Here is a 23,835-nt window from a genome sequence, read left to right as displayed (position 1 = left end):
CGCTTCCACCGACCACTAGACTGGCCGGGTCACCCCCCCCCGACGACGCGACCCCGGAGGACGCCCGTGGACCAGCCACGCACCGCTTCATCGCCGGCAACGGCCCTTTCCACCCCGCAGGCCCCGTGGTGGGCCGATGCCGTGATCTACCAGGTCTATCCGCGCTCGTTCGCCGATGCGGACGGCGACGGCATGGGCGACCTGCGCGGCGTCACGGCCAAGCTCGAATACCTCGCGGGCCTCGGCGTGGACGCCGTCTGGCTCTCGCCGTTCTACACGTCCCCGCAGGCGGATGCGGGATACGACGTCGCCGACTACCGCGACGTCGATCCGCTCTTCGGCACGCTCGCCGACTTCGACGAGATGCTGGAGCGCGCCCACGCCCTGGGCCTGCGCATCATCGTGGACCTCGTGCCGAACCACACCTCGGACGAGCACGTCTGGTTCCGGGCGGCCCTCGCCGCGGCGCCGGGCTCGCCCGAGCGGGCGCGCTACATCTTCCGCGACGGCAAGGGGCCGGACGGCGCGGAGGCGCCCAACAACTGGCAGTCGATCTTCGGCGGCCCGGCCTGGACGCGGACCACGGATCCGGACGGGACGCCGGGGCAGTGGTACCTGCACTTGTTCGACACCAAGCAGCCGGACCTCGACTGGGAGAACCCGGAGGTCCGCGAGGAGATGGAGGACGTGCTGCGCTTCTGGCTCGACCGCGGCGTCGACGGCTTCCGGGTCGACGTGGCCCACGGGATGGTCAAGGCCGAGGGCCTGCCGGACTGGTCCGCGAAGGTCGCGATGGTCGCGGGCAACGAGCCGGTGGCCGGCGCCGTCGGGACCCCGGACGCGACCGCTACCGCTGCCGCCGCGCCCGACTCGGCGGACGTCGCCGTCACGCTCGCCTCGGAGGACCTGCCGGAGACCGCGAACGGCAACATGGCGCCGTCGGGCAACGCCACCCCGCCGTACTTCGACCAGGAGGGCGTGCATGAGATCTACGAGTCCTGGCACCAGGTCCTCTCCGCCTACGACGGCGACCGGATGATGGTCGCGGAGGCGTGGGTCGAGCCGATGAGCCGGATCTTCCGCTACGTCCGCCGCGGCGAGATGCAGCAGGCCTTCAACTTCGGCTTCCTCCTGGCCGGCTGGGACGCGGCGCGGATCGCGGAGAACGTCGAGGAGACCCTCACCGAGGCCGCGGTCGTCGACGCCCCGCCGACGTGGGTGCTCTCCAACCACGACACGGTCCGCCACACCTCGCGCTACGGCCTGGCCGATCCGACGACGTTCCCGAAGGGCATCGCGGCGGAGGACGAGCAGCCGGACGAGCTCCTGGGCTTCAAGCGCGGGCGCGCCGCCGCGATGATCATGCTGGGCCTGCCGGGCTCGGCGTACGTCTACCAGGGCGACGAGCTGTCCCTGCCCGAGCACACGACGCTGCCGCACGAGCTGCGCCAGGACCCGAGCTTCTTCCGCACCCAGGGGGCGGAGCGCGGGCGCGACGGCTGCCGTGTCCCCGTTCCGTGGGAGGCCGGTGCGCCTGGCTACGGCTTCTCCCTGCCCGCGCAGGACGACGCCGGGGCCGCACCCCGGGTGCCCGGGGAACCGTGGCTGCCCCAGCCGGAGTCGTTCGCCCGCTACGCGGCGGACCGGCAGGTGGGCGTCGAGGGGTCCACGTTCGAGCTGTACCGGGCGCTGCTCGCCGAGCGCGCCGCACGGGGCCTCGGCCGGGGGCGGCTCGAGTGGGCGGCCGGGCATCTGCCGGAGCACGGAGCGCTCGCCTTCCGCAACGGGGACGTGACGGTGCTGGCGAATCTCGGCGACGCCCCCGTGGTGCTGCCGGAGGGCCTCGAGGTCGCACTCGCGAGCCACGACGAGGCCGTCTACGAGGGCCAGCTCGCCGCCGACTCGGCGGTCTGGCTGCTCCCGGCCGGCGACTAGCCGCGACGCACGGCGCCCCGCTTCCGCTCCCGGAAGCGGGGCGCCGTGCCGTTCGGCGCTGGGAACGGCGTGCCGCGGCACCCGGATCCAGCGCGCGCCGGCGTCGCCGTGCGGCTCAGCGCACGCGTTCGGCGCGGGACATGCGGGTGCGGGCGCCGGCCGCGAGGTGGATGACGACGGGGCCGCTGCGGCCGAGGGCCGCGTCGAGGGTGGAGACGATCGCCGATACGTCGTCCGCGATCCGGTAGGGGGCGGCACCCAGCCGGGGCTGGACCTTGATCCGCAGGCCGGCGTCGTGCCCGGCCTCCCACGCCGTCACGGAGGTGGAGACGATGTCGGTGCGCCCGCCGAGGGCGGCCTTGACCGCCTGCTCGGGCACCGCGGAGGCGAGCTCGACGATGCCGCGCGTTCCGTCGTCGTAATAGTCCCGGGCGAAGACGCCGGTGCGACCCTTGCCCTGCACGGCGACCCACCACACCATCAGGAGCACGAGCCCGATCATCGCGACGGCCGCGACGATCCACAACCAGGAGTCGCGCTGGCCGGGCAGCGTCGTGGCGTCGAGGACGGCGGCCGAGGCGCGGCCGAACTCCGCGGCGCCGCGCTGCCAGGCGCCGGCGAAGCCCGGGAAGGCGGCCAGGGCGAGGCCGGCCGCGCCGGCGAGCGTGAAGAGGAGGCCGGCGAGCACCAGGACGGTGCGGTTCACGGCGCGGGGCGTCTGGTTCACTGTCCCACCACCCCGCTCTCCGCGATGCGCACCTTGACCTCGGGGAGCGGGTCGATCCGGTTGGTCCGCAACTCGTCCTCCACGGCGGCCTGGACGGCCCCGGCGGCGACGGGGATGCCGGAGGTGGGGCGGACCTGGACCTCCACGAGCTGGCGGGAGACGACGACGAGCACCTGCTCGGGCGCGACGCCCGCCTCGAGGCGCGCCCGCCGGGCGAGCGTCGCGGCGATGACCTCGTTGTCCACGATCACGACCGCCCTCGGATCGGGCATGGCGTGGCGCGCCCTGCGTCCGGGCAGCAGCCCGCTCAAGAGGAGGAACAGGCCCAGGGCGAGGACGGCGAGGCTGCCGGCGGCGAGCAGGAAGGGATCCGCCGTGCCCGGCAGGCCGCTCAGCCAGGCCCACCACTCGTCCGGAGACTTGACCCAGGCGGGCTGGCCGATGGACTTCATCGCCGCCTCGAACATGAGGTACAGGCACAGCAGCGCCACGACGACCGCGGCCGTGATGGCGGCGCCGGAACGGGCGCTCGTGAGTTCGCGGGCCTCGATCCGGGCCCGGTCCTCGGGCGTCATGAGGCCCTCCTGGACGTGTCGAGGATGATCCCGGTGACGCGGACGTCGACGCGCGCCACGCGGGATCCCGTGAGCTGGATGAAGCGGTCCCGGACCTCGGTGCGCTCGTCGCGGGCGCGGTCCCAGAGCGGCCGGCGCGGCGTTCCGCCGGCACGGCCGATCGGCAGCGGCAGGTTCAACGCGAGGGCGAGCTCCCCGTACTCGTCGTTGAGGGCCACGCGTACGCTCGGCGCCGGGACGCCGAAGACGTCGGCCGCGACGCCGCGGGCGGTGGCGGCGAGGGCCTGCGTCGAGATGCGGGTGTGGCCGGCGAGGACGTCGGCGCTCACGAGGAGGACCGCCGCCCGGTGAGCAGGTCTCGGATCCCGCGCAGGTCCAGGCGCCCCTCGGCGAAGCGGCCGGCTGCGGCGCCGACGGCGAGGAAGAGGGCCATGAGCAGGAAGCCGCCGAAGCCGAAGGACAGGGCGGCCCAGCCGAGGACGGCGGCGACGGCGAGGCCGGTCAGGATGGGGCTCATCGCGCGGCGCCTTCGCCGGGTGCCGCGGACGGCTGTTGCGCCGGGGGCACGGCGGCCCCCTGGCCGTCGGGCGCTAGGTGCGGTGCGGCAGCGGGCGCGGGGAGGTGGACGTCTCCGATTTCGATGTTGACCTCGATGACGCGCAGGCCGGTCAGGCGCCCGACGGCGTCGAACACGGCGGCGCGGACGTCGTCGGCCACGAGGTGCAGGGGGCGCCCGAACTCCGCGGTCAGGACCAGGTCGACCGCGACCTCCTGCGTCCCGACCTCGGCCGTGACACCGTGGGCGGGCTCCGGGCCGGCACCGACGGCGCCGCGCAGGGCGCCGAGCGCGCGCGACCCTCCGACCCCCAGGGAGTGGACGCCCGCGACGGACCGCGCGGCGGCCGCGGCCACCTTGGCGACGGCGGCGTCCGTGAACGCCGTCGTTCCCGTGGCGCCCGTGGGAGGGGCGGTCGGGGCCGGCGGAACGTGCGCCGGCACCGGGTGCTGCTGGTCCATGGTCGACTGCCTTTCGGAGCGTGGCTTCCGCCACCACACTACAGCCCATCAGAGGGTGAACGACTGGTTCTGCAGCGGCGCGTGGGCTTCCCAGCCCAGGCGCCGGCGGACGTGCTGGCGCATGGCCTCGGAGGCGTCGGGTTCGCCGTGGACGATGAAGGCGCGCGACGGCGGCCGGCGGAATCCGCCGAGCCAGCGCAGCAGCTCCGCGGCGTCGCCGTGGGCGGAGAGCATCGTCAGTTCGCGCACCTCGGCGCGGACCGGAACCCAGGCCCCGTGGATCTTGATGTCGGGGTCGCCGCGCAGCATCTTCCGCCCGCGCGTGCCGGCGGCCTGGAAGCCGGAGAAGAGGACGGTGTTTCGCTCCTGCGGGGCGAACGCGGCCAGGTGGTGCAGGACGCGGCCGCCCGTGGCCATGCCGCTCGCGGCGATCACGATCTTTGGCGCCTGGTCCGCGGAGAGGCTCCGGGAACGATGCGGGTCGGCGACGTACGTGGCGACGCCGAAGGCCTCGCGGGTCTGCTCCGGCGTGAGGCGGTGGTCCTCGGGGTGCTCGGCATAGAGCGACGTGGCGCCGATCGACATGGGGCTGTCGAGGTAGACCGGGATCCGATGCGGAAGGAGCCCACGCTTCCGCGCCTGCCAGAGGGCGTGCAGGAGCAGTTGGGCGCGGCCGACGGCGAAGGAGGGGATCACGAGGGTCCCGCCACGGCCCGTGGTCTCGTGCGCGATCCCGGCGAGCGCCTCCACGGGGTCCTCGTCGCCGTGCAGGCGGTCGCCGTAGGTCGATTCGACGACGACGGCGTCCGCCTCCGGGACGGGCTCCGGATCGAACATCAGGGGGTCGGCATAGCGGCCGAGGTCGCCGGAGAAGACGATCATCCGGCCGCCCCACTCGAGCTGGACGGTCGCGGCGCCGAGGATGTGCCCGGCCCGGCGGTAGAGGAGGCGGGCGCCGAGCGGCAGCTCGGTGGGCTCGTGGAACGGGACGTGCTGGAACAGCGCGATGGCGGCCTCCGCATCGCGTCGCGTGTAGAGGGGCGCCGCGGGACGGTGCTTGCTGAATCCGTGGCGGTTGGCCAGGGCCGCGTCCTGTTCCTGGAGGTAGGCGGCGTCCCGGAGGATCAGCGCCGCGAGGTCGGCCGTTCCCGGCGTGCAGTAGACGGGGCCGCGGAATCCGTCGCGGACGAGCCGGGGAAGGTATCCGGTGTGGTCCAGGTGGGCATGCGTGAGGACCACGGCGTCGATGTCCGCCGCATCGACCGGCAGCGGCTGCCAGTTCCGCTCGCGCAGGTTCTTCAGCCCCTGGAACATGCCGCAGTCGACGAGGAGGCGCTTGCCGCCGGACTCGACGAGGTGCTTGGAGCCGGTCACGGTCCCCGCCGCTCCCAGAAACGTCAGCTTGACCATGGCGCCCTCCGGATCCTCATCGACCGATGAGCCGAATCTACCGCTCCCGGCCCCCTGCGCCGAGGGCTGCGCAGGAAAAGCAAAGAACCCCTCGTTTCCGAGGGGTTCTTCGTTGGTGGCTCCGACCGGCGTCGATCCGGTGACCTTTCGAGTAAGAGTTCCGCTCTTTTAGGGGTTTCTGCGGAGTGCCGCCATCTTCGATACTGCCTTGTCAGACTCACTATCCATTACTGAACCCTACTGCGACCTGTCGTTGAATCTGCGGAATAGATGCGGAGTTCAAAGCAGTCCACACACCTTCCGTCCAATGCGATCCCATCAGAGTCCCAAACCCGCCGGTCCCGACATGAACCCGCAGGGAAGACACTGCCCACCATGGTACCGGAACCGGTATCGGCGTCAACGCATGCCCTTATGGGTGTCGCGCCGTATGTGAAGCCAGAAGAGGCATGGAGCCTTGCTCCGATGATTGCTGGCGCACCTTCGTACCGATTGGGGAGTGTCAGATTAACGGTGGGTCTGGCCTGGCGCATTGTTAGTTGATCCTGCCTTCGAACGCGATCGCGAACGCGTTCAGTGCAGGCTTCCACCGGGTGGCCCATCGTGCCCGGCCCCGCCCGGTCGGGTCAAGGGAGCGCGTCACGAGGTAAAGGCACTTCAGCGCCGCCGCGTCGTTGGGGAAATGGCCGCGGGCCCGCACGGCGCGCCGGTAGCGGGCGTTGAGGGACTCGATCGCGTTCGTCGAGCAGATGACCCTGCGGATCTCCACGTCCCAGTCCAGGAAAGGAACGAACTCTGCCCAAGCGTTGTGCCAGAGCCTGCTTATCGCCGGGTATTGGGTGCCCCATTTCGCGTCGAACTCGGCGAACCGCTCCTTCGCCGCCGCCTCGGTTGGAGCCGTGTAGACCGGCTTGAGATCCCTGCCCATCTCCTCCCAGTAGTGCCGGGAGGCGAAGCGGAAGGTGTTGCGGATCAGGTGGATGATGCACGTCTGGACCGTGGCGAGTTCCCATACGGCAGTGATCGCGTCCGGAAGGCCCTTGAGCCCGTCGCAGACGGCGATGCACACGTCCTCCACGCCGCGGTTCTTGACCTCGGTCAGAACCCCGAGCCAGAACTTGGCGCCTTCTCCGCCATCCCCGGCCCAGATGCCCAGGATGTCCCGTTCGCCGTTCACCGTGACCCCGATGACGACGTAGAAGGGCTTGTTGCGTACCTGTCCGTCGCGGACCTTCACGTGGATGGCATCCACCATGATCACGGGATAGACCCGGTCAAGGGGCCTGTTCGCCCATTCGGCCATCTCCTCAGCCACCTTCTCGGTGATCCGGCTGATGGTGTCCTTGGAGACCGTTGCGCCGTAGACCTCGTCGAAGTGCGCGGCGATCTCACCGGTCGTCAGGCCCCGCGCGCTCAAGGAAAGGACGACCTCGTCGATCCCGTCCAGGCGCCGCTGGCGCTTCTTGACTATGGTCGGCTCGAAGCTGCCCTCCCGGTCCCGGGGCACGTCGATCGAGACGGGCCCGATCTCGGTCAGCACCGTCTTGGAGCGCGTTCCGTTACGCACGTTCGGCCCCTCCGCAGCCCCGTTCCTCTCGTGCCCGAGGTGATCGGTCATCTCCGCCTCAAGCGCCGTTTCAAGCACCGTCTTCGTCAGGCCGGCCAGCAGCCCGCCCGGGCCCACGAGGCTCACGCCCTGTTCCTTGGCCTGAGCGAGCAACTGCTCAGCGAGCTCCTGCTGATCGATGATTTCCCCTGTCACAGGATCGATCATCTCGGTGGTTTCGGTCATCGCCGTTCCTTTCGGTCAAGCCACGCCGTTCCCACCGTTTTTCTGACACTCCCCCACTGTCAGGGCCCTTCATCAGCAACTTGTCCGGTTTGGCACGTGAGCTCTCCATCGTCGTTGTTGCGGGTCTGAACGAAAAACTCGAGGGAGAAGAACAAACCTCCAACACCCTTGTTGTGATTGGAACCGACGGCGATGTTGTTGCGATCTACGGCAAGTTGCACCTTTACGACGCTTTTGGATACAAGGAGTCCGACCCGTCCGTCCAGGTGCAACCGAGGCACCTGAAACATTCGAGGTTGGCGGCCTCCGCTTCGGAATGCCTCACATCGCTGGGCGAGCAGACCGCAATCGGTGTGGCGGCGTTCAAACAACGGGAGTAGAAGTAGCTGCGAGGGCTCCCGGCCATGGACGAGTTCCGTGTCAGGGGCTCCTTTCGACGAAGTCGGAGCGGATCCGGGTTGCCGTTCTTTTCCCGGATCCGCTCCAAGCCCGCGGCCAAGCGGGCTCTTCCTCCAGAGCCTGTAGTGTCTTCTGACCGGCCAGTGCCGGGCGGTCAGACAAGCTTCTGGAAGCCTGTGGGGGTGTGCTGGTTCATAAGAAGCCGGCGAGCATACTCAGCCAATGAAAGACATCGACACTCTTACGTGGAGGCACTGCTTCAAGCGTCAGGTATACCTGTGCGGGGGGTCTCATCTTTACTGCACCAACCCAAAGAATTGGTTTCCCTAACCGGACTTTGACAGTAGTTCTGCTGCGATGATCGTGCCGACGATTTTCAGGAGCGGCCCAGCATTACTCATGCAGCGGCGGAGATCCGGTTCAATGTCTGTAAGCGCAAACGTTTGCTCGAAGCCTGCTGCTTTCAATGTCCTGTTGGAGAGGGTGGTTCGCCCGCAAACGGCGACCACGGGGACACCTGCCTTTGCGGCTGCCCGGCTGACGCCCAGTGGCGCTTTTCCGCCCAGGCTCTGGTCGTCCAGGCTGCCTTCTCCTGTGATAACAAGGACAGAGCCCTGAATTTTTTTATCCAGCTCGATCAGTCGACCTACTACCGAAACACCAGGTTCGACTTCGGCGGTGAGGACCGCGATGGCGGCATATCCGATGCCACCGGCAGCGCCGGCACCAGCCTGAGTCGCAGCTTCCTTGGCCCTCGGTCCAATCTCTTGCTCGAGGACGTCGACGAGCCGGGCGAGCGAGTTGTCGAGCAGCGTCACATCGCTTGGCGTGGCGCCTTTTTGGGGTCCGAAAACGGCTGCAGCCCCCTTGATCCCGAGCAGGGGGTTGTCCACGTCACTGGCGAGGATGAACTGCACCTTCCTCAGTTGTGGATGCAAACCACTCAGGTCGACAGCCTCGAGATTTGTCAGGGGCCCTCCTCCCAGCGACAAGGGCCGGCCGCGGGAATCCAGGAATCTCGCTCCCAGTCCGGTGAGGAGTCCGGCTCCCCCATCGGTGCAGGCGCTTCCGCCTGCACCAATGTATATGCGGGTGCATCCGCGATTTAGGGCCTCATAAATGAGCTGGCCTGTTCCCAAACTCGTCGCCCGGAGCGCATCCGGCTTTCCGTTTGGCAGGCATGCCAGTCCGGACGCTTCCGCGACTTCAATGACCGCTTCGTGGCCGCGGATGGCCATCGTGGCGTCCACGGGGTCCCCTGTCGGGCCGCTGACGGTCAACACCTGGGCATTAAAGCCAGCAGATACTGCTGCTGACACTGTGCCTTCTCCCCCATCGGCGATTGCAACGAAGTCGACCGTCAGTTCTGGCTGCTTGGCCCTAAGGCCAGTCGTGAGATGCTTGGCGACGTCTTTGGAAGACAGCGAATGTTTAAACTTATCTGAAGCAATTAGTACACGCATGCGAGGTCCTGGGGCTTGTGGGTGATCGTTCATGGCCGCAGTCGAACGGTAGTGGCTGTGTGCGAGTTGACTGATTCCGTCCGGTGCCAGGCGGTTTTTCCTCGCTCGGCGGCCCCGATGAGGCTGCTCCAGCAGGGTGGGTGCGGCGTGCATTCTGCCGGTCACGGCTGAGTACGAGCCCCATCCATTCGGGGCAAGGCTCGTACTCAGCCGGTTGGTTGCGGCGCTACTCGTGAGAGTGCGGGTTGCCTTTAATTGATCGGTGCGGGCGGAACTCCGCCACTGAGCACGGCGAGGGTGTTGTCAGCGGCAAGCATTGCCATGGCGGTACGGGTCTCGACGGTCGCGGAACCAAGGTGCGGCACGAGCACAACGTTCTCGAGATCAAGCAATCCGGGGTGCACGATGGGCTCGTTCTCAAAAACGTCGAGCCCGGCACCTGCAATCTGCCCCTCCCGCAGCGCAGAAGCCAGCGCTGCTTCATCGACGATCGGCCCCCGAGCCGTATTGATGAGGTATGCCGACTCCTTCATCGCGGCGAGTTGCCCAGTACCGATCAGGTGGCGGGTGGCCGGCCCGTAGGGGCAGTGCAAGGACACGATGTCGGAGATGGTCAGCAATTCATCGAGCTCGACCCGCCGGGCGCCCAGCTCGGCTGCGACCCCTGGGTCAATCTCACTGCGCGACTGGTAAACGATCTCCATGCCGAAGGCCTTGGCGCGGCGTGCCGTCGCCTGGCCGATGCCGCCCATACCGACGACGCCGAGGGTCTTGCCTTGCAAACTGCTGCCGAGCAGGAAGAACATCCCCCACTTCCAGTCCTGGCCGGAACGAATAAGCCGTTCCCCCTCGCCGAGCCGGCGGGTTACCGACAGGATGAGGCCGAACGCGATGTCGGCCGTTGCCTCCGTAAGCACGCCCGGGGTGTTGGTGGCTACGACGCTCCGCTGGGTGCAGGCGGGCACGTCGATGTTGTCATAGCCGACGGCAACGTTCGCGACGACCTTGAGCTGCGGTCCGGCGGCGTCGAGTAGTTCGGCGTCGATGCGTTCGGTAAGCAGGCTCACCACGGCATCGGCCCCGGCTACCCGGCGCAGGAGTTCCTCGCGGCCAATCGACTCCGGGCCCGCCCAGTCATCGACTTCGTGCTCGGTGCGCAGCTTCTCGAGAGCGGCTTCGGGTACACGTCCCGTGACGACGACCCGGCTCATGCTGTTACGATCCACTCGCGCAGGCGGCCGAGACCCTCGCGGATGTCGGGCACCTCTATGCCCGAGTAGGCCAGCCGGATGTACTGCCGGTCCTCGCCGGGCAGTCGCCGGCCGAAGTGCTCGCGCGTGCAGAAAGAGACCCCGGTCTTGTACAGGGCGTCAGTGGCGAAGTCGCCCACTGCGGTGTAGCCCATGCGTTCCATTGCCTCGGTGACGTCGGGGAACAGGTAGAACGTCGATTGCGGCACGGCGACGTTCATGCCGGGGATGGAATTGACGAGTTCGCAGGTGGCGTCCCGGCGCGTCTGCAGGATGCTGAGCATTTCCTGCACAGAATCCTGCGGGCCACGGAGCGCTTCAACGCCTGCCCACTGCACGTAGTGGGTGGTGCACGACTCATCGTTGGTGTTCAGCGTGCTGAGGATTTTGGCGATCTCGACCGGGGCTACGGCGCAGCCCAGGCGGGATCCGGTCATGGCGAACTTCTTGCTGAAGGTGTAGAGAATCACGGTGCGCTCGGCCATGCCGGGAAGCGACACGATGGAGTCGGAGACACCCTCGTAGCGGGTTTCGAAGTACGCCTCATCGGAGAGTACCCAGAGGTCGTGCTGGATCGCGAGTTGTGCGATGGCCTCGCGCTCCGCCGCCGTCGACTCTGCTGAGATGGGGTTCTGCAGGTCGTTGTAGATGATTGCGACAGTATTCGGTGTAATCGAGGCACGCACCTGCTCGAGATCGATCGCGAAGCCCTGGGTCGTGGGCAGGTAGCGGTAAGGCACCGCCGTGCCGCCTAGGTATTCAATCTGTGATTCGTAGATCGGGAAGCCGGGGTTCGGGTAGAGCACTTCCTGTCCGGGGTTCATGACCGCCTGCAGGAACTTGGTGATAACGGGCTTTCCACCCGTCATCACCACGACGTTGTCCGGGGAAAACTCGATACCCCGGCGGGACCCGATATCTTCGGCGAGGGCCTCGCGCAACTGCGGGATGCCCGGTCCGGGGCAATAACCCGTGTAGCCGTCGGTAATGGCCCGGTTCATGGCTTCAACGATATGCGGGGCCGTCGGGATGTTGATGTCGCCGAGATGGAAGGGGTACACGGGGTTTCCCTTTGCCTTCCAGGCGGCTGCGGCCTGCGCGACGGTAAAGGCAGTTTCGGTGCCCAGACGTTCGAGCCGATGCGCGAGTTGCTGCATGGTGTTCCACTCCTCATCGAGATGTGATTGATCTATTTTGGTTGCTGGTTATTGCTTTGGCGTCGGAAATTAGGCACGGTCGACGCTTCGTTCTAAAGGCCCATGATCAGGAACTTGTTGCGGACTCGGTTTCTTAATCAGTTTCCGGGCCGTTGCAGTAGTGGCAGTCCTGGCTGACCGTTTCACCGGAACACGTCTCATCTTGAACCTCAGGCTGTTCCTCGACGCTGGTGGTGGTTGCTTTTTGCGGGCTTGTTGTCATGGTTATCCCTGACGCTCGTGGCGATGTGTTTTACCAGCCGCGCTGGGCGAGGCGGTGCGGCTGGGGGATTTCGTCCACGTTGATGCCGACCATGGCTTCGCCCAGGCCGCGGGAGGCCTTGGCGATGACGTCGGGGTCGTCGTAGAAGGTGGTGGCCTTTACGACGGCGGCGGCGCGCTGCGCGGGGCTGCCGGATTTGAAGATGCCGGAGCCGACGAACACGCCGTCGGCGCCGAGCTGCATCATCATGGCAGCATCGGCCGGGGTGGCGATGCCGCCGGCGGTGAACAGCACCACCGGGAGCTTGCCGGCAGCGGCGACTTCCTTGACCAGGTCGTACGGGGCCTGCAATTCCTTGGCCGCCACGTACAGCTCGTCCTCGGGTAGGGCTGCGAGCTTGGCGATTTCGGAACGGATCTGGCGCATGTGCCCTGTGGCGTTGGAGACGTCGCCGGTGCCGGCCTCGCCCTTGGAGCGGATCATCGCCGCGCCCTCGTTGATGCGGCGCAGCGCCTCACCGAGGTTGGTGGCGCCGCAGACGAAGGGCACGGTGTACTTCGACTTGTCGATGTGGTTGACGTAGTCGGCCGGGGTGAGGACCTCGGACTCATCGATGTAGTCAACGCCCAGGGACTGCAGGACCTGGGCTTCGACAAAGTGGCCGATCCTGGCCTTGGCCATCACGGGGATGGACACTGCGTCGATGATCTGTTCAATCATGTCCGGGTCGGACATCCGGGACACGCCGCCCTGGGCACGGATATCGGCCGGAACGCGTTCGAGCGCCATGACAGCAACGGCGCCGGCATCTTCGGCGATGCGGGCCTGTTCTGCATTGACGACGTCCATGATGACGCCGCCCTTGAGCATCTCGGCCATGCCTCTTTTGACCTCGTCGCTACCGGTGAGGGGAACGTTTCGGGGCGGCATTGATTCGTTGTTCACTTGAGGTTCCTTGCTAGTTGGGTGTGCTTCGGAGCATTGCGGGGGGCGTGGAAACCGGGGTCAGGTTGTTGAAGCTATAGAGGTGGATGCCCGTGACAGCATCAGGAAGTCGCGTCAGGTCGGAAATCAGGGTGGCTGGCGAGTAACTGTCACCGATCAGGAGACGGCGGGCAAGTGGTCCCTGGCGGCTGAGGAACTTGAGGGATGTTCCTACGCCGATTTTGGAGGCCAGAGAGACAAGTTTCGTTCGCGGGACGGCTCCTGCTACACCCGCCCACACGGGCAGTTCGAAACCTTCGCGTCTGATGATGGTTATGAAGTCGAGTATTTTCGGGGCGGAGAAGCACATTTGGGTTACGACGTAGGAAGCTATTTCCTGCTTGGCCACGAGAGCTTCGAGGAGGTGTGGTGGGCGTACAGATGGGTGACCCTCCGGGTATCCGGCCACACCCAGCTTTATCGTCCTGCCCGCCATCTCCCTGATGTCTCTTAGGAGAGGCAAAGCTGAATCGTAAGGTCCGGCGGGATGTTGGGCGTCTCCGCCAACAACAAAGATGTCTTCGATTCCGGCAGTTTCACAGTATCGAAGGATTTTGCTGACTTGGGCGCGACTTTCCACGCTTCGTGCCGCCAGATGCGGAATTGCCTGGTAGCCCTCGTCTGCGAGATGGAGAGCGGTGCGCATCGTGCGCTCAATGCCATGGTGGGGCAGGCAGGTTACGGCGACGGCAGAGCCCGACGGCAGGGACCCCTTGACGTTGTCCAGAATATTTCCGCTCGGGACAATCTCTGTGCGGTGTTGGAACATGGCGGACCTCCTATCAGGTCATGAAGCGGAAGCGGCGAGTAGTGAGCTGGCTTCCTGGCGGGTGGTGCCTGAGGATTCAATGTGGGCGAGTTCGGCTGGGATGTCCCAGCCCTTCTTCCGCATGGCGGTGGCCCAGAGTCGGCCGGCCCGGTAGGAGGAACGGACCAGAGGTCCGGACATTACGCCGAGGAAGCCGATCGCGGTAGCCTCGTTCTGGAGGTCTACAAATTCCTGTGGCTTGACCCACCGATCCACGGGCAAGTGGCGTTCGGACGGACGCAGGTACTGCGTGATGGTGATGAGGTCACAGCCCGCCTCATGCAGATCGCGCAGGGCCTCCGAAATCTCCTCACGGGTTTCACCCATGCCCAGGATCAGGTTGGACTTGGTGACCATGCCCAGGTCACGGCCCTGAGTGATCACGTCCAAGGAGCGCTCGTACCGGAACGCAGGACGGATCCGCTTAAAGATCCTGGGAACCGTCTCGACGTTATGCGCAAACACCTCAGGCTTTGAGTCGCAGATCGCAGCGATATGTTCGGGCTTGCCCGAGAAGTCAGGGATCAGGAGTTCCACCCCGGTCCCGGGATTCAGCTCGTGGATCTTGCGGACCGTTTCGGCGTACAGCCACACGCCCTCGTCGGCAAGGTCGTCGCGTGCCACACCCGTGACAGTGGCATAGCGCAGCTGCATGGACTGGACCGAGCGGGCAACCTTAGTGGGCTCGAACCTATCGACTGGGGACGGCTTGCCGGTATCGATCTGGCAGAAGTCGCAACGGCGGGTGCATTCGGAACCGCCGATGAGGAAGGTGGCTTCCTTGTCTTCCCAGCACTCGAAGATGTTGGGGCAGCCAGCCTCCTCGCACACCGTGTGCAAGCCTTCCTTCTTCACCAGGTTCTTCAGGCTGACGAACTCAGGGCCCATCTGGACCTTAGCTTTGATCCATTCCGGCTTACGCTCCACAGGGACAGCTGAGTTGCGTTGTTCAACGCGCAAAAGCTTCCGGCCTTCAGGTGCCAATGTCATGATTTTCCTCTTGATAAGTAAGTGTTGCCCTAGTGAGCAGTGGGCGGACTGGATGTCACCAGCCGGCGTACTCTACGGATGCGTGAAGGAGCGCGAGAAGCGCTACAAGGCTTATGAAGCCGATTACCCAGGCCTCGACATCTGCCCTGAAGCTCTTGGTCTTCCTGTTTCGGTCGTCTTCGGAGACTCCCCGAAAGTCTTCTGGTTCCATGGTGGTTTACCTCAGCATTCGACCACGTTGACGGCGAGACCGCCCATGGCCGTTTCCTTGTATTTGCTGGACATGTCCTTGCCGGTCTCACGCATAGTGATGATCACTTCGTCGAGTGAGACGCGGTGGGTACCGTCGCCCCAAAGAGCCATCTTCGCGGCGTTGATTGCCTTGGCCGCGGCGATCGCGTTTCTCTCGATGCAGGGGACCTGCACCAGGCCACCGATCGGGTCACACGTCAGCCCGAGGTTATGTTCCATCGCAATCTCGGCAGCGTTTTCCACTTGGGCGGCGGTTCCGCCCATCACCTCGGCCAAACCTGCCGCGGCCATCGACGACGCCGACCCCACCTCGCCCTGGCAGCCAACTTCCGCACCGGAAATGGATGCCTGCTCCTTATATAAGACACCGACAGCACCCGCTGCGAGCATGAACTTGATTACGACGTCGTCGCGGTCCTCCTGGGTGGCGTTCTCCATGCCCGGCGCATAGTGCAGGGCGTAGTACAGCACCGCCGGGATAATCCCGGCAGCCCCGTTCGTCGGGGCGGTGACCACGCGGCCGCCAGAGGCGTTCTCTTCGTTAACCGCCAGGGCGATCAGGTTCACCCATTCCTGCCAGTACTTCGGGGCCCGGTCCTTGTCCTCTTTCAGGAGCCGGTCGTGCCAATCCGGGGCACGACGGCGGACCTTCAGGCCCCCCGGCAGCAAACCTACGCGTCCAAGGGACACCTGCACGCAGTCCTCCATAACCGAGTAGATGTGCAGCAGACCTTCCCGGATTTCCTCCGGAGTGCGGGAGTCTTCCTCGTTAACCCGCATCACCTCGCTGATGCTCAGCCCGGTGGTGCGGCAATGCTCCAGCAGTTCTGCCGCGGTCCGGAACGGCAGCGGCAGCGACTTTTTGGATTCCTCGAGTTCCTCCTGGGCGGCGTCCTCCTCCCCCTCACGGACGATGAATCCGCCGCCCACGGAAAAGAACGTGGCTTTGTGCAGGGCCTCTCCGTCCGGGTCGAAAACCGTAAAGGTCATGCCGTTGGTGTGCCGTGGGAGGATGGTCAGCGGCCGCAGCACGATGTCCTTCACCCCATAGCGCAGCGGCACGGCGCCGGCCAGCTGCAGCATCCCGCTTTCGGCAATCGCGGCCAGCCGTGACTCCACTTCCTCGGGCAGGATCAACTCCGGGTGGAATCCCTCTAGGCCCAGCAGGATGGCCGTCATGGTGCCGTGTCCGTGACCTGTCGCTGCGAGCGACCCGTACAAGTCAACCCGCAATGACGCCACCCCGGCCAGCAGCCCGGAGGCCTTGAGCTCCTCCACGAATACTGCGGCAGCGCGCATGGGCCCCACTGTGTGAGAGCTCGAGGGCCCTATTCCAATGGAAAAAAGATCAAAAACACCAACAGCCATGACAGGACTTCCTTCTGGGAACAACATTGGTCCAGCAAAAGAGCGGGGCCGGTGTCGCCTATCGCAAACGACACCGGCCCCTGGTTGGAGGCTGGGTGCAGCCTCCCCCCGGCTACCTGGCGTCAGTGCCAACCGCAGTCAGGGCCGGGTAGAGCGGGTGCGCAGCGGCAAGCGCCTGCACACGGTGACGGAGCTTCGAAAGGTCCGCATTGGCGTCGGCGGTCAATGCTTCGGCGATGATGTCCGCGACCTCCGTGAACGCTTCTTCGCTGAAGCCCCGGGTGGCCAGGGCGGGCGTGCCGATGCGCAGGCCGGAGGTGACCATCGGCGGGCGGGGGTCGAACGGGACGGCGTTGCGGTTGACCGTAATGTCAATAGCCGCGAGCCGGTCCTCGGCCTGCTGCCCGTCGAGCTCGCAGTTGCGCAGGTCAACGAGGACCAGGTGCACGTCGGTGCCGCCCGAGATCACGCTGATGCCCTTGACGGTGACGTCGGGCTGGACCAGCCGTTCGGCCAGGATCCGGGCGCCCGCGAGGACGCGCTCCTGGCGCTCCTTGAACTCGGCGGAGGCCGCGATCTTGAACGCCACGGCCTTGCCTGCAATGACGTGCTCCAGCGGGCCGCCCTGCTGGCCGGGAAACACAGCCGAATTGATCTTCTTGGCGATGTCGGCGTCGTTGGTCAGGATGATGCCGCCGCGCGGACCGGCGAGGGTCTTGTGCGTGGTGGACGTGGTGACGTGCGCGTGCGGCACCGGCGACGGGTGCAGCCCGGCGGCCACGAGCCCGGCGAAGTGCGCCATGTCCACCATGAGGAAAGCGCCTACCGAATCGGCGATCCGGCGGAACTCGGCGAAGTCCAGCTGGCGTGCGTAGGCGGACCAGCCGGCCACTATCAGCGCAGGCTTGGTTTCCTGTGCCAGCCGTTCCACCTCGGTCATGTCCACGGTGTGCGTGTCCTCGCGCACGCCGTACGGCACCACGTTGTAGAGCTTGCCGGAGAAGTTGATCTTCATCCCATGGGTGAGGTGGCCGCCGTGGGCCAGGTTCAAGCCCATGATGGTGTCGCCGGGCTTGATCAGCGCATGCATCACGGACGCGTTGGCCTGCGCGCCGGAATGCGGCTGGACGTTGGCGAACTCCGCACCGAACAGGGCCTTCAGACGGTCAATCGCCAACTGTTCGATAACGTCCACGTGCTCGCAGCCGCCGTAGTAGCGCTTGCCCGGGTAACCCTCGGCGTACTTGTTGGTAAGCACAGATCCCTGGGCCTGCATGACTGCAACGGCTGTGTGGTTCTCGGACGCGATCATTTCAAGACCCTCGCGCTGGCGGGCGAGTTCGTCATCGATCTTCGCAGCGACTTCAGGATCCAGAACGGACAGGTTCGTGTCCAGGGACGGCGCAACCACCTGCTCCAACGCTGATGTTGTCGTCATGCCCGCCCCGCTCACAGCTCGCCACCGTTGGCGGTTGCATATTCCTCAGCGGACATCAGCGGGCCCTCTTCGGTGACCGCTACCTTAAAGAGCCAGCCGGCGCCATAGGGGTCGCTGTTGATCAGGGCAGGATCGGAGACCACGCCGTCGTTGACCTCGGTGACCTCACCGGTGACCGGGGCGTAAAGGTCCGAGACGGACTTGGTGGATTCGACCTCGCCGCAGGTCTCCCCTGCCGTTACCGTCGAGCCGACCTCGGGCAGGTCCACATACACAATGTCGCCCAAGGCATCAGCCGCGACGGCAGAGATGCCGATCCCGACCGGGCCGGATCCGTCAGCAGCAACCCATTCGTGCTCAGCGGAGTACTTCAGTTCAGCAACAACTTTGCTCATCGATATTTTCCTTTTCTACGTTATGAGATGTGTCGGCGGGGAGCCGGGCTACTTGTCGCGCTTATAAAACGGCAGTGCCACGACTTCGAAGGGCTCTGCCTTGCCGCGAAGGTCGATATCCAACCTGGTGCCAGGTTCTGAGTGTTCGACATCGACGTAGGCCATGGCGATCGGGTAGCCCAAGGTGGGACTTGGCTGCCCGGAAGTTACCTCACCGACGACGGTGCCGTCCTTGAGGACCGGGTAGTGGCTGCGGCCAGCCCTGCGTCCCAGACCCTTGAGGCCCACAAGCTTGCGGCCGGCGGTGGACCCTGCGCCCAGGGCCTTGAGTTCTCCCAGCACTGCTTTGCCAACGAAGTCCGATTCCTTCGCGAGGGAGACTACCGGCCCCAGGCCTGCGGCGTATGGGTTGCCGTCGCGGGAGAGCTCGTTGCCGTACAGCGGCATCCCAGCTTCCAGGCGCAGTGAGTCGCGGCAGGCCAGGCCGGCCGGGATGAGCCCCTGTCCGGCGCCATTCTCCAGCAACGCCTCCCACAAGGCGGGGGCGTCCTCATTGGGAACGTAAATTTCGAAGCCGTCCTCGCCGGTGTACCCGGTCCGGGCCAGCAGCAGGTCGTGCCCGTTAATTTCCACCTCGACAGCTGCGTAGTACTTCAGCTCAGTCACCAGCGGGTGCTGCCGGGCAGGGACCAGGGACAGCAGGATCGCTTCGGCGTTGGGCCCCTGCACGGCTATCAGTGACGTGACCGTGGACACGTCCTCGACCGTGACGTTGAAGTCAGCTGCGCGCTGAGCCAATTCTGAAACGACAACCCCGGCGTTTCCTGCGTTCGGGACCACGAGGTAAGTCTGCTCTGCGCGGCGGTAGGAAATCAGGTCATCAATGATGCCGCCGTCCTTCTGGCAGATCAGTGAGTACTTGGCCCTGCCTACGGCTACTGCGGACAGCTTGCCGGCCAGGGCGTAATCGAGGAAGGCCGCGGCGTCCGGTCCGGTGACCCAGACTTCTCCCATGTGGGAGAGGTCGAACAGGCCGGCGGCGTTACGCACCGCGTGGTGCTCCGCCAACTCAGAGCTGTATTTCAGGGGCATCTGCCAGCCGCCGAAGTCGGTGAAGGAGGCGCCGGCAATTTTGTGCTGCTCGTACAGCGCGGTGTACTTCTCAGTCATTGTAAATTTCCTTACTGTTCGAATGCTTCAAGCGGTGGGCAGGAGCAGACGAGGTTTCGGTCTCCGGCAGCACCTTCGATGCGTCCGACGGGCGGGAAGTACTTGTCCTGCTGAAGGGAGTGCACGGGGAAGGCGGCCTGCTCTCGGGGGTAGGCACGGTCCCAGTCAGTGGAAACGACGGCAGCGGCCGTGTGCGGGGCGTTGCGCAGTGGGGACTTTTCCACAGGGAAGTCGCTGTTGGCAACCTGGTCGATTTCGGCGCGGATGAGGATCATGGCTTCGATGAAGCGGTCGATCTCGGCGAGGTCCTCTGACTCGGTGGGTTCTACCATGAGTGTGCCGGCCACCGGGAAGGACAGCGTGGGGGCGTGGAAGCCGAAGTCGATTAGACGCTTTGCCACATCTTCTGCCGTGACACCCGTACGCGCCGTCAGCTCGCGGAGGTCAAGGATGCACTCGTGCGCCACCAGTCCGGTTTCGCCGGTGTACAGGACCGGGAAATGCTCGTCGAGCCGGGCGGCAACGTAGTTAGCAGCCAGGAGTGCGGACTTGGTGGCCTCGGTCAGGCCCTGGCCGCCCATGAGCTTTACGTACGCCCAGGAGATCGGCAGGACTCCGGCGGAGCCGAAGCGGGAAGCGGAGATGGCGACGCCGTGGCCGGCTTCGTGGGCTGACTTGTTGGCGTCGCTGGGCATGAACGGTGCCAGGTGCGCTTTGGCAGCGACCGGTCCAACGCCGGGTCCGCCGCCGCCGTGGGGGATGCAGAAGGTCTTGTGCAGGTTCAGGTGGGAGACGTCGCCGCCGAACTTGCCCGGCTGTGCCAGGCCAACGAGGGCGTTGAGGTTCGCGCCGTCGATGTAGACCTGGCCGCCGGCGGCGTGGATGGCGTCGCAAACCTCCCGGACGTCGGCGTCGTACACGCCGTGCGTGGACGGGTAGGTGATCATGATGCAGGACAGGGAGTCTTTGTTGGCCTCGATCTTGGCGTACAGGTCGGCGTGGTCGATGGTGCCGTCGGCGGCGGTGGCTACCACCACCACCTTCATGCCGGCCAGGACTGCGGACGCTGCGTTGGTGCCGTGTGCCGAAGCGGGAATGAGGCAGACGTTGCGCTGCGCCTCGCCGCGGGAGTGGTGGTAGCCGCGGATGGCCAGCAAGCCGGCGAGTTCGCCCTGGGATCCGGCGTTGGGCTGGATGGAGACCTGGTCGTAGCCGGTGATTTCGGCGAGGTCCGCTTCCAGGCCGGCGATGAGTTCGCGCCAGCCTTCGGTCTGGGAGTCCGGTGCGAAGGGGTGGATGGAGGCGAATTCGGGCCAGGAGATGGCTTCCATCTCGGCCGTGGCGTTCAGCTTCATGGTGCAGGAACCCAGCGGGATCATGGTGCGGTCCAGTGCAAGGTCCCGGTCGCTGAGCTTGCGGATGTAACGCAGCAGCTGGGTCTCTGAGCGGTGGGTGTTGAACACCGGGTGCTGCAGGTAGCTGGTGGTGCGCCGCACCGAATCAGGGAGTTCGAAACCGGCAGCGTTCACGACGGGGCCGGCGCCAAAGGCGACGGCCACCGCGGAGAGGATCTCCGGGGTTGTGGTTTCATCAACCGATACGCCAACGGTGTCGGCATCGATGAAGCGCAGGTTGATGCCGCGCGCTTCGGCGGCGGTGATCACCTTGGCGGCGTTGGCCGGTACGCGGACGGTCAGGGTATCGAAGAAGGTCTCGGACACCAGTTCACGGCCGGCTCGCTTCAGGGTAGCGGCGAGGGCGCGGGCGTTGGTGTGGACGTTTTCGGCGATCGCCTTCAGGCCGTCGGGGCCGTGGTACACGGCGTACATCGAAGCCACGACAGCCAGCAACGCCTGGGCCGTGCAGATGTTGGACGTAGCCTTTTCTCTGCGGATGTGCTGCTCCCGCGTCTGAAGCGCCAATCGGTAGGCGGGAACGCCGGCGTTGTCCTTGGAGACGCCGACCAGGCGGCCGGGCATGGAACGCTCCAGGCCTTTTTGGACTGCCATATAAGCAGCATGCGGGCCGCCGAAGAACAAGGGCACGCCGAAACGCTGAGCGGAGCCGACGGCGATGTCCGCACCCTGCTCGCCGGGAGGAGTGATGAGGGTAAGGGCGAGCAGATCGGCGGCGACGGTCACCAGGGCGCCGCGTTCCTTTGCGGCGGCTATCACTGAGCTGTGGTCAAAAACCCGGCCGGAAACGCCAGGCTGCTGGAGTACTACACCGTTGATTGCACCGTCGGGCAATCCCTTGGAGAGGTCCGCGACCTCAACTTCGAAGCCGAGGGCCTCGGCGCGGCCCTTTACGATAGCAATGGTCTGTGGCAGGCAGTCTGCATCCAGCACCGTCTTGCCCTCAAGGGCGTCCTTGGTCTTGTTGGCCCGGCGCATCAGAAGCACAGCTTCAGCGACAGCGGTGGCTTCGTCCAAAAGTGATGCGTTGGCGATGGGCAGGCCCACCAGATCCTGGATCATGGTCTGGAAGTTCAGCAGCGCTTCGAGGCGGCCCTGGGAAATTTCGGGCTGGTACGGGGTGTAGGCGGTGTACCAGGCAGGGCCTTCGAGGATGTTGCGGCGGATCACTGGCGGCGTGAAGGCGCTGTAGTAGCCCTGACCGATCATCTGCACTGCAGTCTTGTTTTTGTTCGCCAGTCGGCGGAGCTCCGCGAGTACCTCCGATTCGCTCAACGCCTCCTTGAGCTGAAGGGGGGTCTCCCGGCGGATCGACTGTGGGACGGCGGAATCAACCAGCCCATCAACGCTGTCGTAACCGACGTATTTGAGCATGGTGTCAACGTCGGAGGAGTTGCGTGTGCCGATGTGCCGGTCAACGAATGCAGGAACGGATGACTGAATGGTCATGAGGAACTCCAAAGATCAGGTGGCTGGAAAGCCACTTTGAGTCGGGTTCCTCCCCGCTCTGTATTGGACCTGAGAGTTTCCGCAGGACCTGCTTTTAGCAGGCGCCGCTTGCACCGTCGGTGAGCCAGAGATTTGGCTGCTTTTCAGAGTTGCCTAACCGCGGCGGTACGTGGGCCTGAGAGATTCCTGGGGAGGAGTTGCTCCTACGGCGCCTGACTGGAACGTACCGGCAGGACTCTCCCGCCGCAGATCATAAGCAGTTTCACATGTAGGTGATACGGGCCACAACGTTAGCGTGCATGGGATCACTTTGCAACCGGCTGAACTCTTTTCAAGAAATTCTTGGATACCGCTGACTAGGCCAAGGGCTGTCTCAAGCGCTCCAGAAAAGAGACCCGATGTGCCAGAGGTCAGTTGAATACCTGGACGATTGCCGGGTTTGCGAGGGAATCGGACGGCGCTGGGGCTGGCGCGCCAGGGGAGCCGAGGAATCCGTTCAGCAGCGAAGCGGTTCCTTCCAAGTGGTCCTGAGTGGCTTTGAAAGCCGTCTCGTGGTCTCCGCGCAGGATAGCGTCAACGATCGCTTGATGCTGCTGGTTGGAGTGCTCCAGGTTGGGCTCCAAAAAGGGAATGCGATCCAATAGATCGCTGACTCGGGCCCGGACATCTGCCACTGCTGCAGCCAGGCTTGGTGAACCCGTTACTTCTGCAATCGCGACGTGGAATCTGGCGTCCTTGGGCCGGTACAGGTCCGAGGGTGCTGCTGCTACCTCGGCCAAAGTGTCCAGTAAATGTCTGCGTTGAGCTGGAGAAAGCCGCGCCCTGGCGGCCAACGATGCAGCCGCCGGCTCCAAAACGCTTCGAAATGTGAGTGCATCCTCGACCTCATCCGGATCTAAGTCCGCGGGCCGCACAGGATCTACGAATCGGCGCTTGGCAACGTAGGTGCCGCCGTAGCGGCCGCGCTGAACCTCCACGTAACCCGCCTTTTGCAACTCCGCCAACGCATCACGCAAGGTGGCCCGTGATACGCCCAGCAACTCAGCAAGCTCACGCTCCGCCGGCAACTTGGCTCCGGCGCTGAACAGTCCCAGCTTGATGTTTTGAAGCAGTCTCTCGATTGTTTCTTCGAAAGCGTTCCCATTTCTGACAGGGCGAAGGAACCGGGCTGGTGTCTCGAACGGGGCGTCTTCCATAGGTCAATCATATTCCGGTATAGAAAAATACCTATGGATGCACCCCAAATGGGCAGTCAAGCGGAGGACATGAAGCGGCTTTAACTAAAAATTACGAGAAGTTGGCCCCGCGGCTTGACGCCCAGCGTGACCTGACCCACACTGTTTGAAGACTTATGGACTGTAAATAGACCATTACCTCTTTTGGAAGAAGGCAAACAGTATGACACCTTCGCATTCGAACAAGCCTGTCAAAGACGACACCGGCTATCTTGAGCACCGCCAATTGAAGCGCGGGGCCGCAGGATGGGTGCTGCTGGCAGGGCTGGGTGTTGCGTACGTTATTTCTGGAGATTTCGCTGGTTGGAACCTGGGTTTGGCCCAAGGCGGCTGGGGCGGACTCC

22 protein-coding genes, 1 pseudogene and 1 riboswitch are annotated in these 23,835 nt (G+C 65.2%); of the genes and pseudogenes, 3 read left to right on the top strand and 20 right to left on the bottom strand.

Annotated elements, in window-relative coordinates:
- Positions 1-66: 66 nt before the first annotated feature.
- Positions 67-1,935: a glycoside hydrolase family 13 protein gene (locus ACQ3I4_RS09560; RefSeq protein ID WP_329862397.1), complete on the top strand. Its 1,869-nt coding sequence runs from the start codon at positions 67-69 to the stop codon at positions 1,933-1,935.
- A gap of 115 nt (positions 1,936-2,050) precedes the next feature.
- Here ACQ3I4_RS09560 and ACQ3I4_RS09555 read toward each other — a convergent pair whose 3' ends face one another.
- From ACQ3I4_RS09555 to ACQ3I4_RS09525, 7 genes are all read right to left on the bottom strand, one after another.
- Positions 2,051-2,662, bottom strand: a complete 612-nt coding sequence (locus ACQ3I4_RS09555; protein WP_329862399.1) for a hypothetical protein — start codon at positions 2,660-2,662, stop codon at positions 2,051-2,053.
- Positions 2,659-3,237: a DUF6286 domain-containing protein gene (locus ACQ3I4_RS09550; protein WP_329862401.1), complete on the bottom strand. Its 579-nt coding sequence runs from the start codon at positions 3,235-3,237 to the stop codon at positions 2,659-2,661. Before ACQ3I4_RS09550 ends, ACQ3I4_RS09555 begins: the two co-directional genes overlap by 4 nt.
- Complete coding sequence (locus ACQ3I4_RS09545) at positions 3,234-3,566, bottom strand: hypothetical protein (RefSeq protein ID WP_329862403.1); 333 nt, start codon at positions 3,564-3,566, stop codon at positions 3,234-3,236. The genes ACQ3I4_RS09550 and ACQ3I4_RS09545 overlap by 4 nt, the downstream gene beginning before the upstream one ends.
- The gene (locus tag ACQ3I4_RS09540) at positions 3,563-3,754 is read right to left on the bottom strand and encodes a hypothetical protein (protein WP_329862405.1); all 192 of its coding nucleotides are present in this window, start codon (positions 3,752-3,754) and stop codon (positions 3,563-3,565) included. Before ACQ3I4_RS09540 ends, ACQ3I4_RS09545 begins: the two co-directional genes overlap by 4 nt.
- Positions 3,751-4,254, bottom strand: a complete 504-nt coding sequence (locus ACQ3I4_RS09535) for an Asp23/Gls24 family envelope stress response protein (RefSeq protein ID WP_329862407.1) — start codon at positions 4,252-4,254, stop codon at positions 3,751-3,753. Before ACQ3I4_RS09535 ends, ACQ3I4_RS09540 begins: the two co-directional genes overlap by 4 nt.
- A 48-nt stretch (positions 4,255-4,302) precedes the next feature.
- Entirely contained in the window at positions 4,303-5,664 is a 1,362-nt protein-coding gene (locus ACQ3I4_RS09530) for an MBL fold metallo-hydrolase (RefSeq protein WP_329862409.1), read from the bottom strand.
- 535 nt (positions 5,665-6,199) lie between these two features.
- On the bottom strand, positions 6,200-7,438 hold the full coding sequence (locus ACQ3I4_RS09525; RefSeq protein ID WP_329862411.1) for an IS256 family transposase: 1,239 nt from the start codon (positions 7,436-7,438) through the stop codon (positions 6,200-6,202).
- Here ACQ3I4_RS09525 and ACQ3I4_RS09520 point away from each other — a divergent pair.
- Entirely contained in the window at positions 7,420-7,836 is a 417-nt protein-coding gene (locus tag ACQ3I4_RS09520) for a nitrilase-related carbon-nitrogen hydrolase (protein WP_430633482.1), read from the top strand. The genes ACQ3I4_RS09525 and ACQ3I4_RS09520 overlap by 19 nt on opposite strands.
- Before the next feature lie 345 nt (positions 7,837-8,181).
- Here the strand turns inward: ACQ3I4_RS09520 and ACQ3I4_RS09515 are convergent, their stop codons facing one another.
- The 13 genes from ACQ3I4_RS09515 to ACQ3I4_RS09455 form a co-directional block, all read right to left on the bottom strand.
- Positions 8,182-9,318, bottom strand: coding sequence for a glycerate kinase (locus ACQ3I4_RS09515; protein WP_329863878.1), 1,137 nt, complete (start codon positions 9,316-9,318; stop codon positions 8,182-8,184).
- 251 nt (positions 9,319-9,569) lie between these two features.
- Positions 9,570-10,529, bottom strand: coding sequence for a 2-hydroxyacid dehydrogenase (locus ACQ3I4_RS09510; RefSeq protein WP_329863874.1), 960 nt, complete (start codon positions 10,527-10,529; stop codon positions 9,570-9,572).
- Positions 10,526-11,725 (bottom strand): pyridoxal phosphate-dependent aminotransferase, encoded by a 1,200-nt coding sequence (locus ACQ3I4_RS09505; RefSeq protein WP_329863872.1) that lies wholly within the window; start codon positions 11,723-11,725, stop codon positions 10,526-10,528. The genes ACQ3I4_RS09510 and ACQ3I4_RS09505 overlap by 4 nt, the downstream gene beginning before the upstream one ends.
- A 292-nt stretch (positions 11,726-12,017) precedes the next feature.
- Positions 12,018-12,917 carry a pyridoxal 5'-phosphate synthase lyase subunit PdxS gene (pdxS, locus tag ACQ3I4_RS09500; RefSeq protein WP_329863876.1) on the bottom strand — a complete coding sequence of 300 codons (900 nt, stop codon included), beginning with the start codon at positions 12,915-12,917 and terminating at the stop codon, positions 12,018-12,020.
- 28 nt (positions 12,918-12,945) lie between these two features.
- Positions 12,946-13,740 carry a methylenetetrahydrofolate reductase gene (locus ACQ3I4_RS09495; RefSeq protein ID WP_329863870.1) on the bottom strand — a complete coding sequence of 265 codons (795 nt, stop codon included), beginning with the start codon at positions 13,738-13,740 and terminating at the stop codon, positions 12,946-12,948.
- A gap of 18 nt (positions 13,741-13,758) precedes the next feature.
- The gene (lipA, locus tag ACQ3I4_RS09490) at positions 13,759-14,769 is read right to left on the bottom strand and encodes a lipoyl synthase (RefSeq protein WP_329863868.1); all 1,011 of its coding nucleotides are present in this window, start codon (positions 14,767-14,769) and stop codon (positions 13,759-13,761) included.
- Positions 14,770-14,824: 55 nt separating this feature from the next.
- On the bottom strand, positions 14,825-14,980 hold the full coding sequence (locus tag ACQ3I4_RS09485; protein WP_329863866.1) for a hypothetical protein: 156 nt from the start codon (positions 14,978-14,980) through the stop codon (positions 14,825-14,827).
- 11 nt (positions 14,981-14,991) lie between these two features.
- A complete protein-coding gene (locus ACQ3I4_RS09480; RefSeq protein WP_329863864.1) occupies positions 14,992-16,389 on the bottom strand; it encodes an L-serine ammonia-lyase in 1,398 nt (465 codons plus the stop codon).
- Between the two features lie 112 nt (positions 16,390-16,501).
- Positions 16,502-17,827, bottom strand: a complete 1,326-nt coding sequence (gene glyA / locus ACQ3I4_RS09475) for a serine hydroxymethyltransferase (RefSeq protein WP_329863862.1) — start codon at positions 17,825-17,827, stop codon at positions 16,502-16,504.
- A gap of 11 nt (positions 17,828-17,838) precedes the next feature.
- Complete coding sequence (gene gcvH / locus ACQ3I4_RS09470; protein WP_329863860.1) at positions 17,839-18,222, bottom strand: glycine cleavage system protein GcvH; 384 nt, start codon at positions 18,220-18,222, stop codon at positions 17,839-17,841.
- Between the two features lie 48 nt (positions 18,223-18,270).
- On the bottom strand, positions 18,271-19,392 hold the full coding sequence (gene gcvT, locus ACQ3I4_RS09465) for a glycine cleavage system aminomethyltransferase GcvT (protein WP_329863858.1): 1,122 nt from the start codon (positions 19,390-19,392) through the stop codon (positions 18,271-18,273).
- A gap of 11 nt (positions 19,393-19,403) precedes the next feature.
- Positions 19,404-22,256 (bottom strand): aminomethyl-transferring glycine dehydrogenase, encoded by a 2,853-nt coding sequence (gcvP, locus tag ACQ3I4_RS09460; RefSeq protein WP_329863856.1) that lies wholly within the window; start codon positions 22,254-22,256, stop codon positions 19,404-19,406.
- Positions 22,257-22,409: 153 nt separating this feature from the next.
- A riboswitch (glycine riboswitch) is annotated at positions 22,410-22,509 on the bottom strand.
- 157 nt (positions 22,510-22,666) lie between these two features.
- Positions 22,667-23,452, bottom strand: coding sequence for a FadR/GntR family transcriptional regulator (locus ACQ3I4_RS09455; RefSeq protein ID WP_329863854.1), 786 nt, complete (start codon positions 23,450-23,452; stop codon positions 22,667-22,669).
- Between the two features lie 202 nt (positions 23,453-23,654).
- Between ACQ3I4_RS09455 and ACQ3I4_RS09450 the strand changes: the two are divergent.
- Positions 23,655-23,835 (top strand): annotated as a pseudogene (locus tag ACQ3I4_RS09450) (ethanolamine permease); the annotation flags it as partial.

The organism is Zafaria sp. Z1313, from assembly GCF_050563205.1.
Classification (GTDB): Bacteria; Actinomycetota; Actinomycetes; order Actinomycetales; family Micrococcaceae; genus JAZDCJ01.
The sequence above is the reverse complement of the archived record's forward strand: the minus strand, read 5'-3'. Positions and strand labels throughout refer to the sequence as shown.

What these genes read in the sequence shown, in the direction of transcription:
- ACQ3I4_RS09495 (WP_329863870.1), bottom strand. Translation starts at nt 13,740, where the DNA reads ATGTTCCAACACCGCACAGAGATTGTCCCGAGCGGAAATATTCTGGAC.
- ACQ3I4_RS09455 (WP_329863854.1), bottom strand. Translation starts at nt 23,452, where the DNA reads ATGGAAGACGCCCCGTTCGAGACACCAGCCCGGTTCCTTCGCCCTGTC.
- ACQ3I4_RS09525 (WP_329862411.1), bottom strand. Translation starts at nt 7,438, where the DNA reads ATGATCGATCCTGTGACAGGGGAAATCATCGATCAGCAGGAGCTCGCT.
- ACQ3I4_RS09535 (WP_329862407.1), bottom strand. Translation starts at nt 4,254, where the DNA reads ATGGACCAGCAGCACCCGGTGCCGGCGCACGTTCCGCCGGCCCCGACC.
- ACQ3I4_RS09485 (WP_329863866.1), bottom strand. Translation starts at nt 14,980, where the DNA reads ATGGAACCAGAAGACTTTCGGGGAGTCTCCGAAGACGACCGAAACAGG.
- lipA (WP_329863868.1), bottom strand. Translation starts at nt 14,769, where the DNA reads ATGACATTGGCACCTGAAGGCCGGAAGCTTTTGCGCGTTGAACAACGC.
- ACQ3I4_RS09550 (WP_329862401.1), bottom strand. Translation starts at nt 3,237, where the DNA reads ATGACGCCCGAGGACCGGGCCCGGATCGAGGCCCGCGAACTCACGAGC.
- ACQ3I4_RS09505 (WP_329863872.1), bottom strand. Translation starts at nt 11,725, where the DNA reads ATGCAGCAACTCGCGCATCGGCTCGAACGTCTGGGCACCGAAACTGCC.
- gcvP (WP_329863856.1), bottom strand. Translation starts at nt 22,256, where the DNA reads ATGACCATTCAGTCATCCGTTCCTGCATTCGTTGACCGGCACATCGGC.
- ACQ3I4_RS09540 (WP_329862405.1), bottom strand. Translation starts at nt 3,754, where the DNA reads ATGAGCCCCATCCTGACCGGCCTCGCCGTCGCCGCCGTCCTCGGCTGG.
- ACQ3I4_RS09515 (WP_329863878.1), bottom strand. Translation starts at nt 9,318, where the DNA reads ATGCGTGTACTAATTGCTTCAGATAAGTTTAAACATTCGCTGTCTTCC.
- gcvH (WP_329863860.1), bottom strand. Translation starts at nt 18,222, where the DNA reads ATGAGCAAAGTTGTTGCTGAACTGAAGTACTCCGCTGAGCACGAATGG.
- gcvT (WP_329863858.1), bottom strand. Translation starts at nt 19,392, where the DNA reads ATGACTGAGAAGTACACCGCGCTGTACGAGCAGCACAAAATTGCCGGC.
- glyA (WP_329863862.1), bottom strand. Translation starts at nt 17,827, where the DNA reads ATGACGACAACATCAGCGTTGGAGCAGGTGGTTGCGCCGTCCCTGGAC.
- pdxS (WP_329863876.1), bottom strand. Translation starts at nt 12,917, where the DNA reads ATGCCGCCCCGAAACGTTCCCCTCACCGGTAGCGACGAGGTCAAAAGA.
- ACQ3I4_RS09480 (WP_329863864.1), bottom strand. Translation starts at nt 16,389, where the DNA reads ATGGCTGTTGGTGTTTTTGATCTTTTTTCCATTGGAATAGGGCCCTCG.
- ACQ3I4_RS09530 (WP_329862409.1), bottom strand. Translation starts at nt 5,664, where the DNA reads ATGGTCAAGCTGACGTTTCTGGGAGCGGCGGGGACCGTGACCGGCTCC.
- ACQ3I4_RS09510 (WP_329863874.1), bottom strand. Translation starts at nt 10,529, where the DNA reads ATGAGCCGGGTCGTCGTCACGGGACGTGTACCCGAAGCCGCTCTCGAG.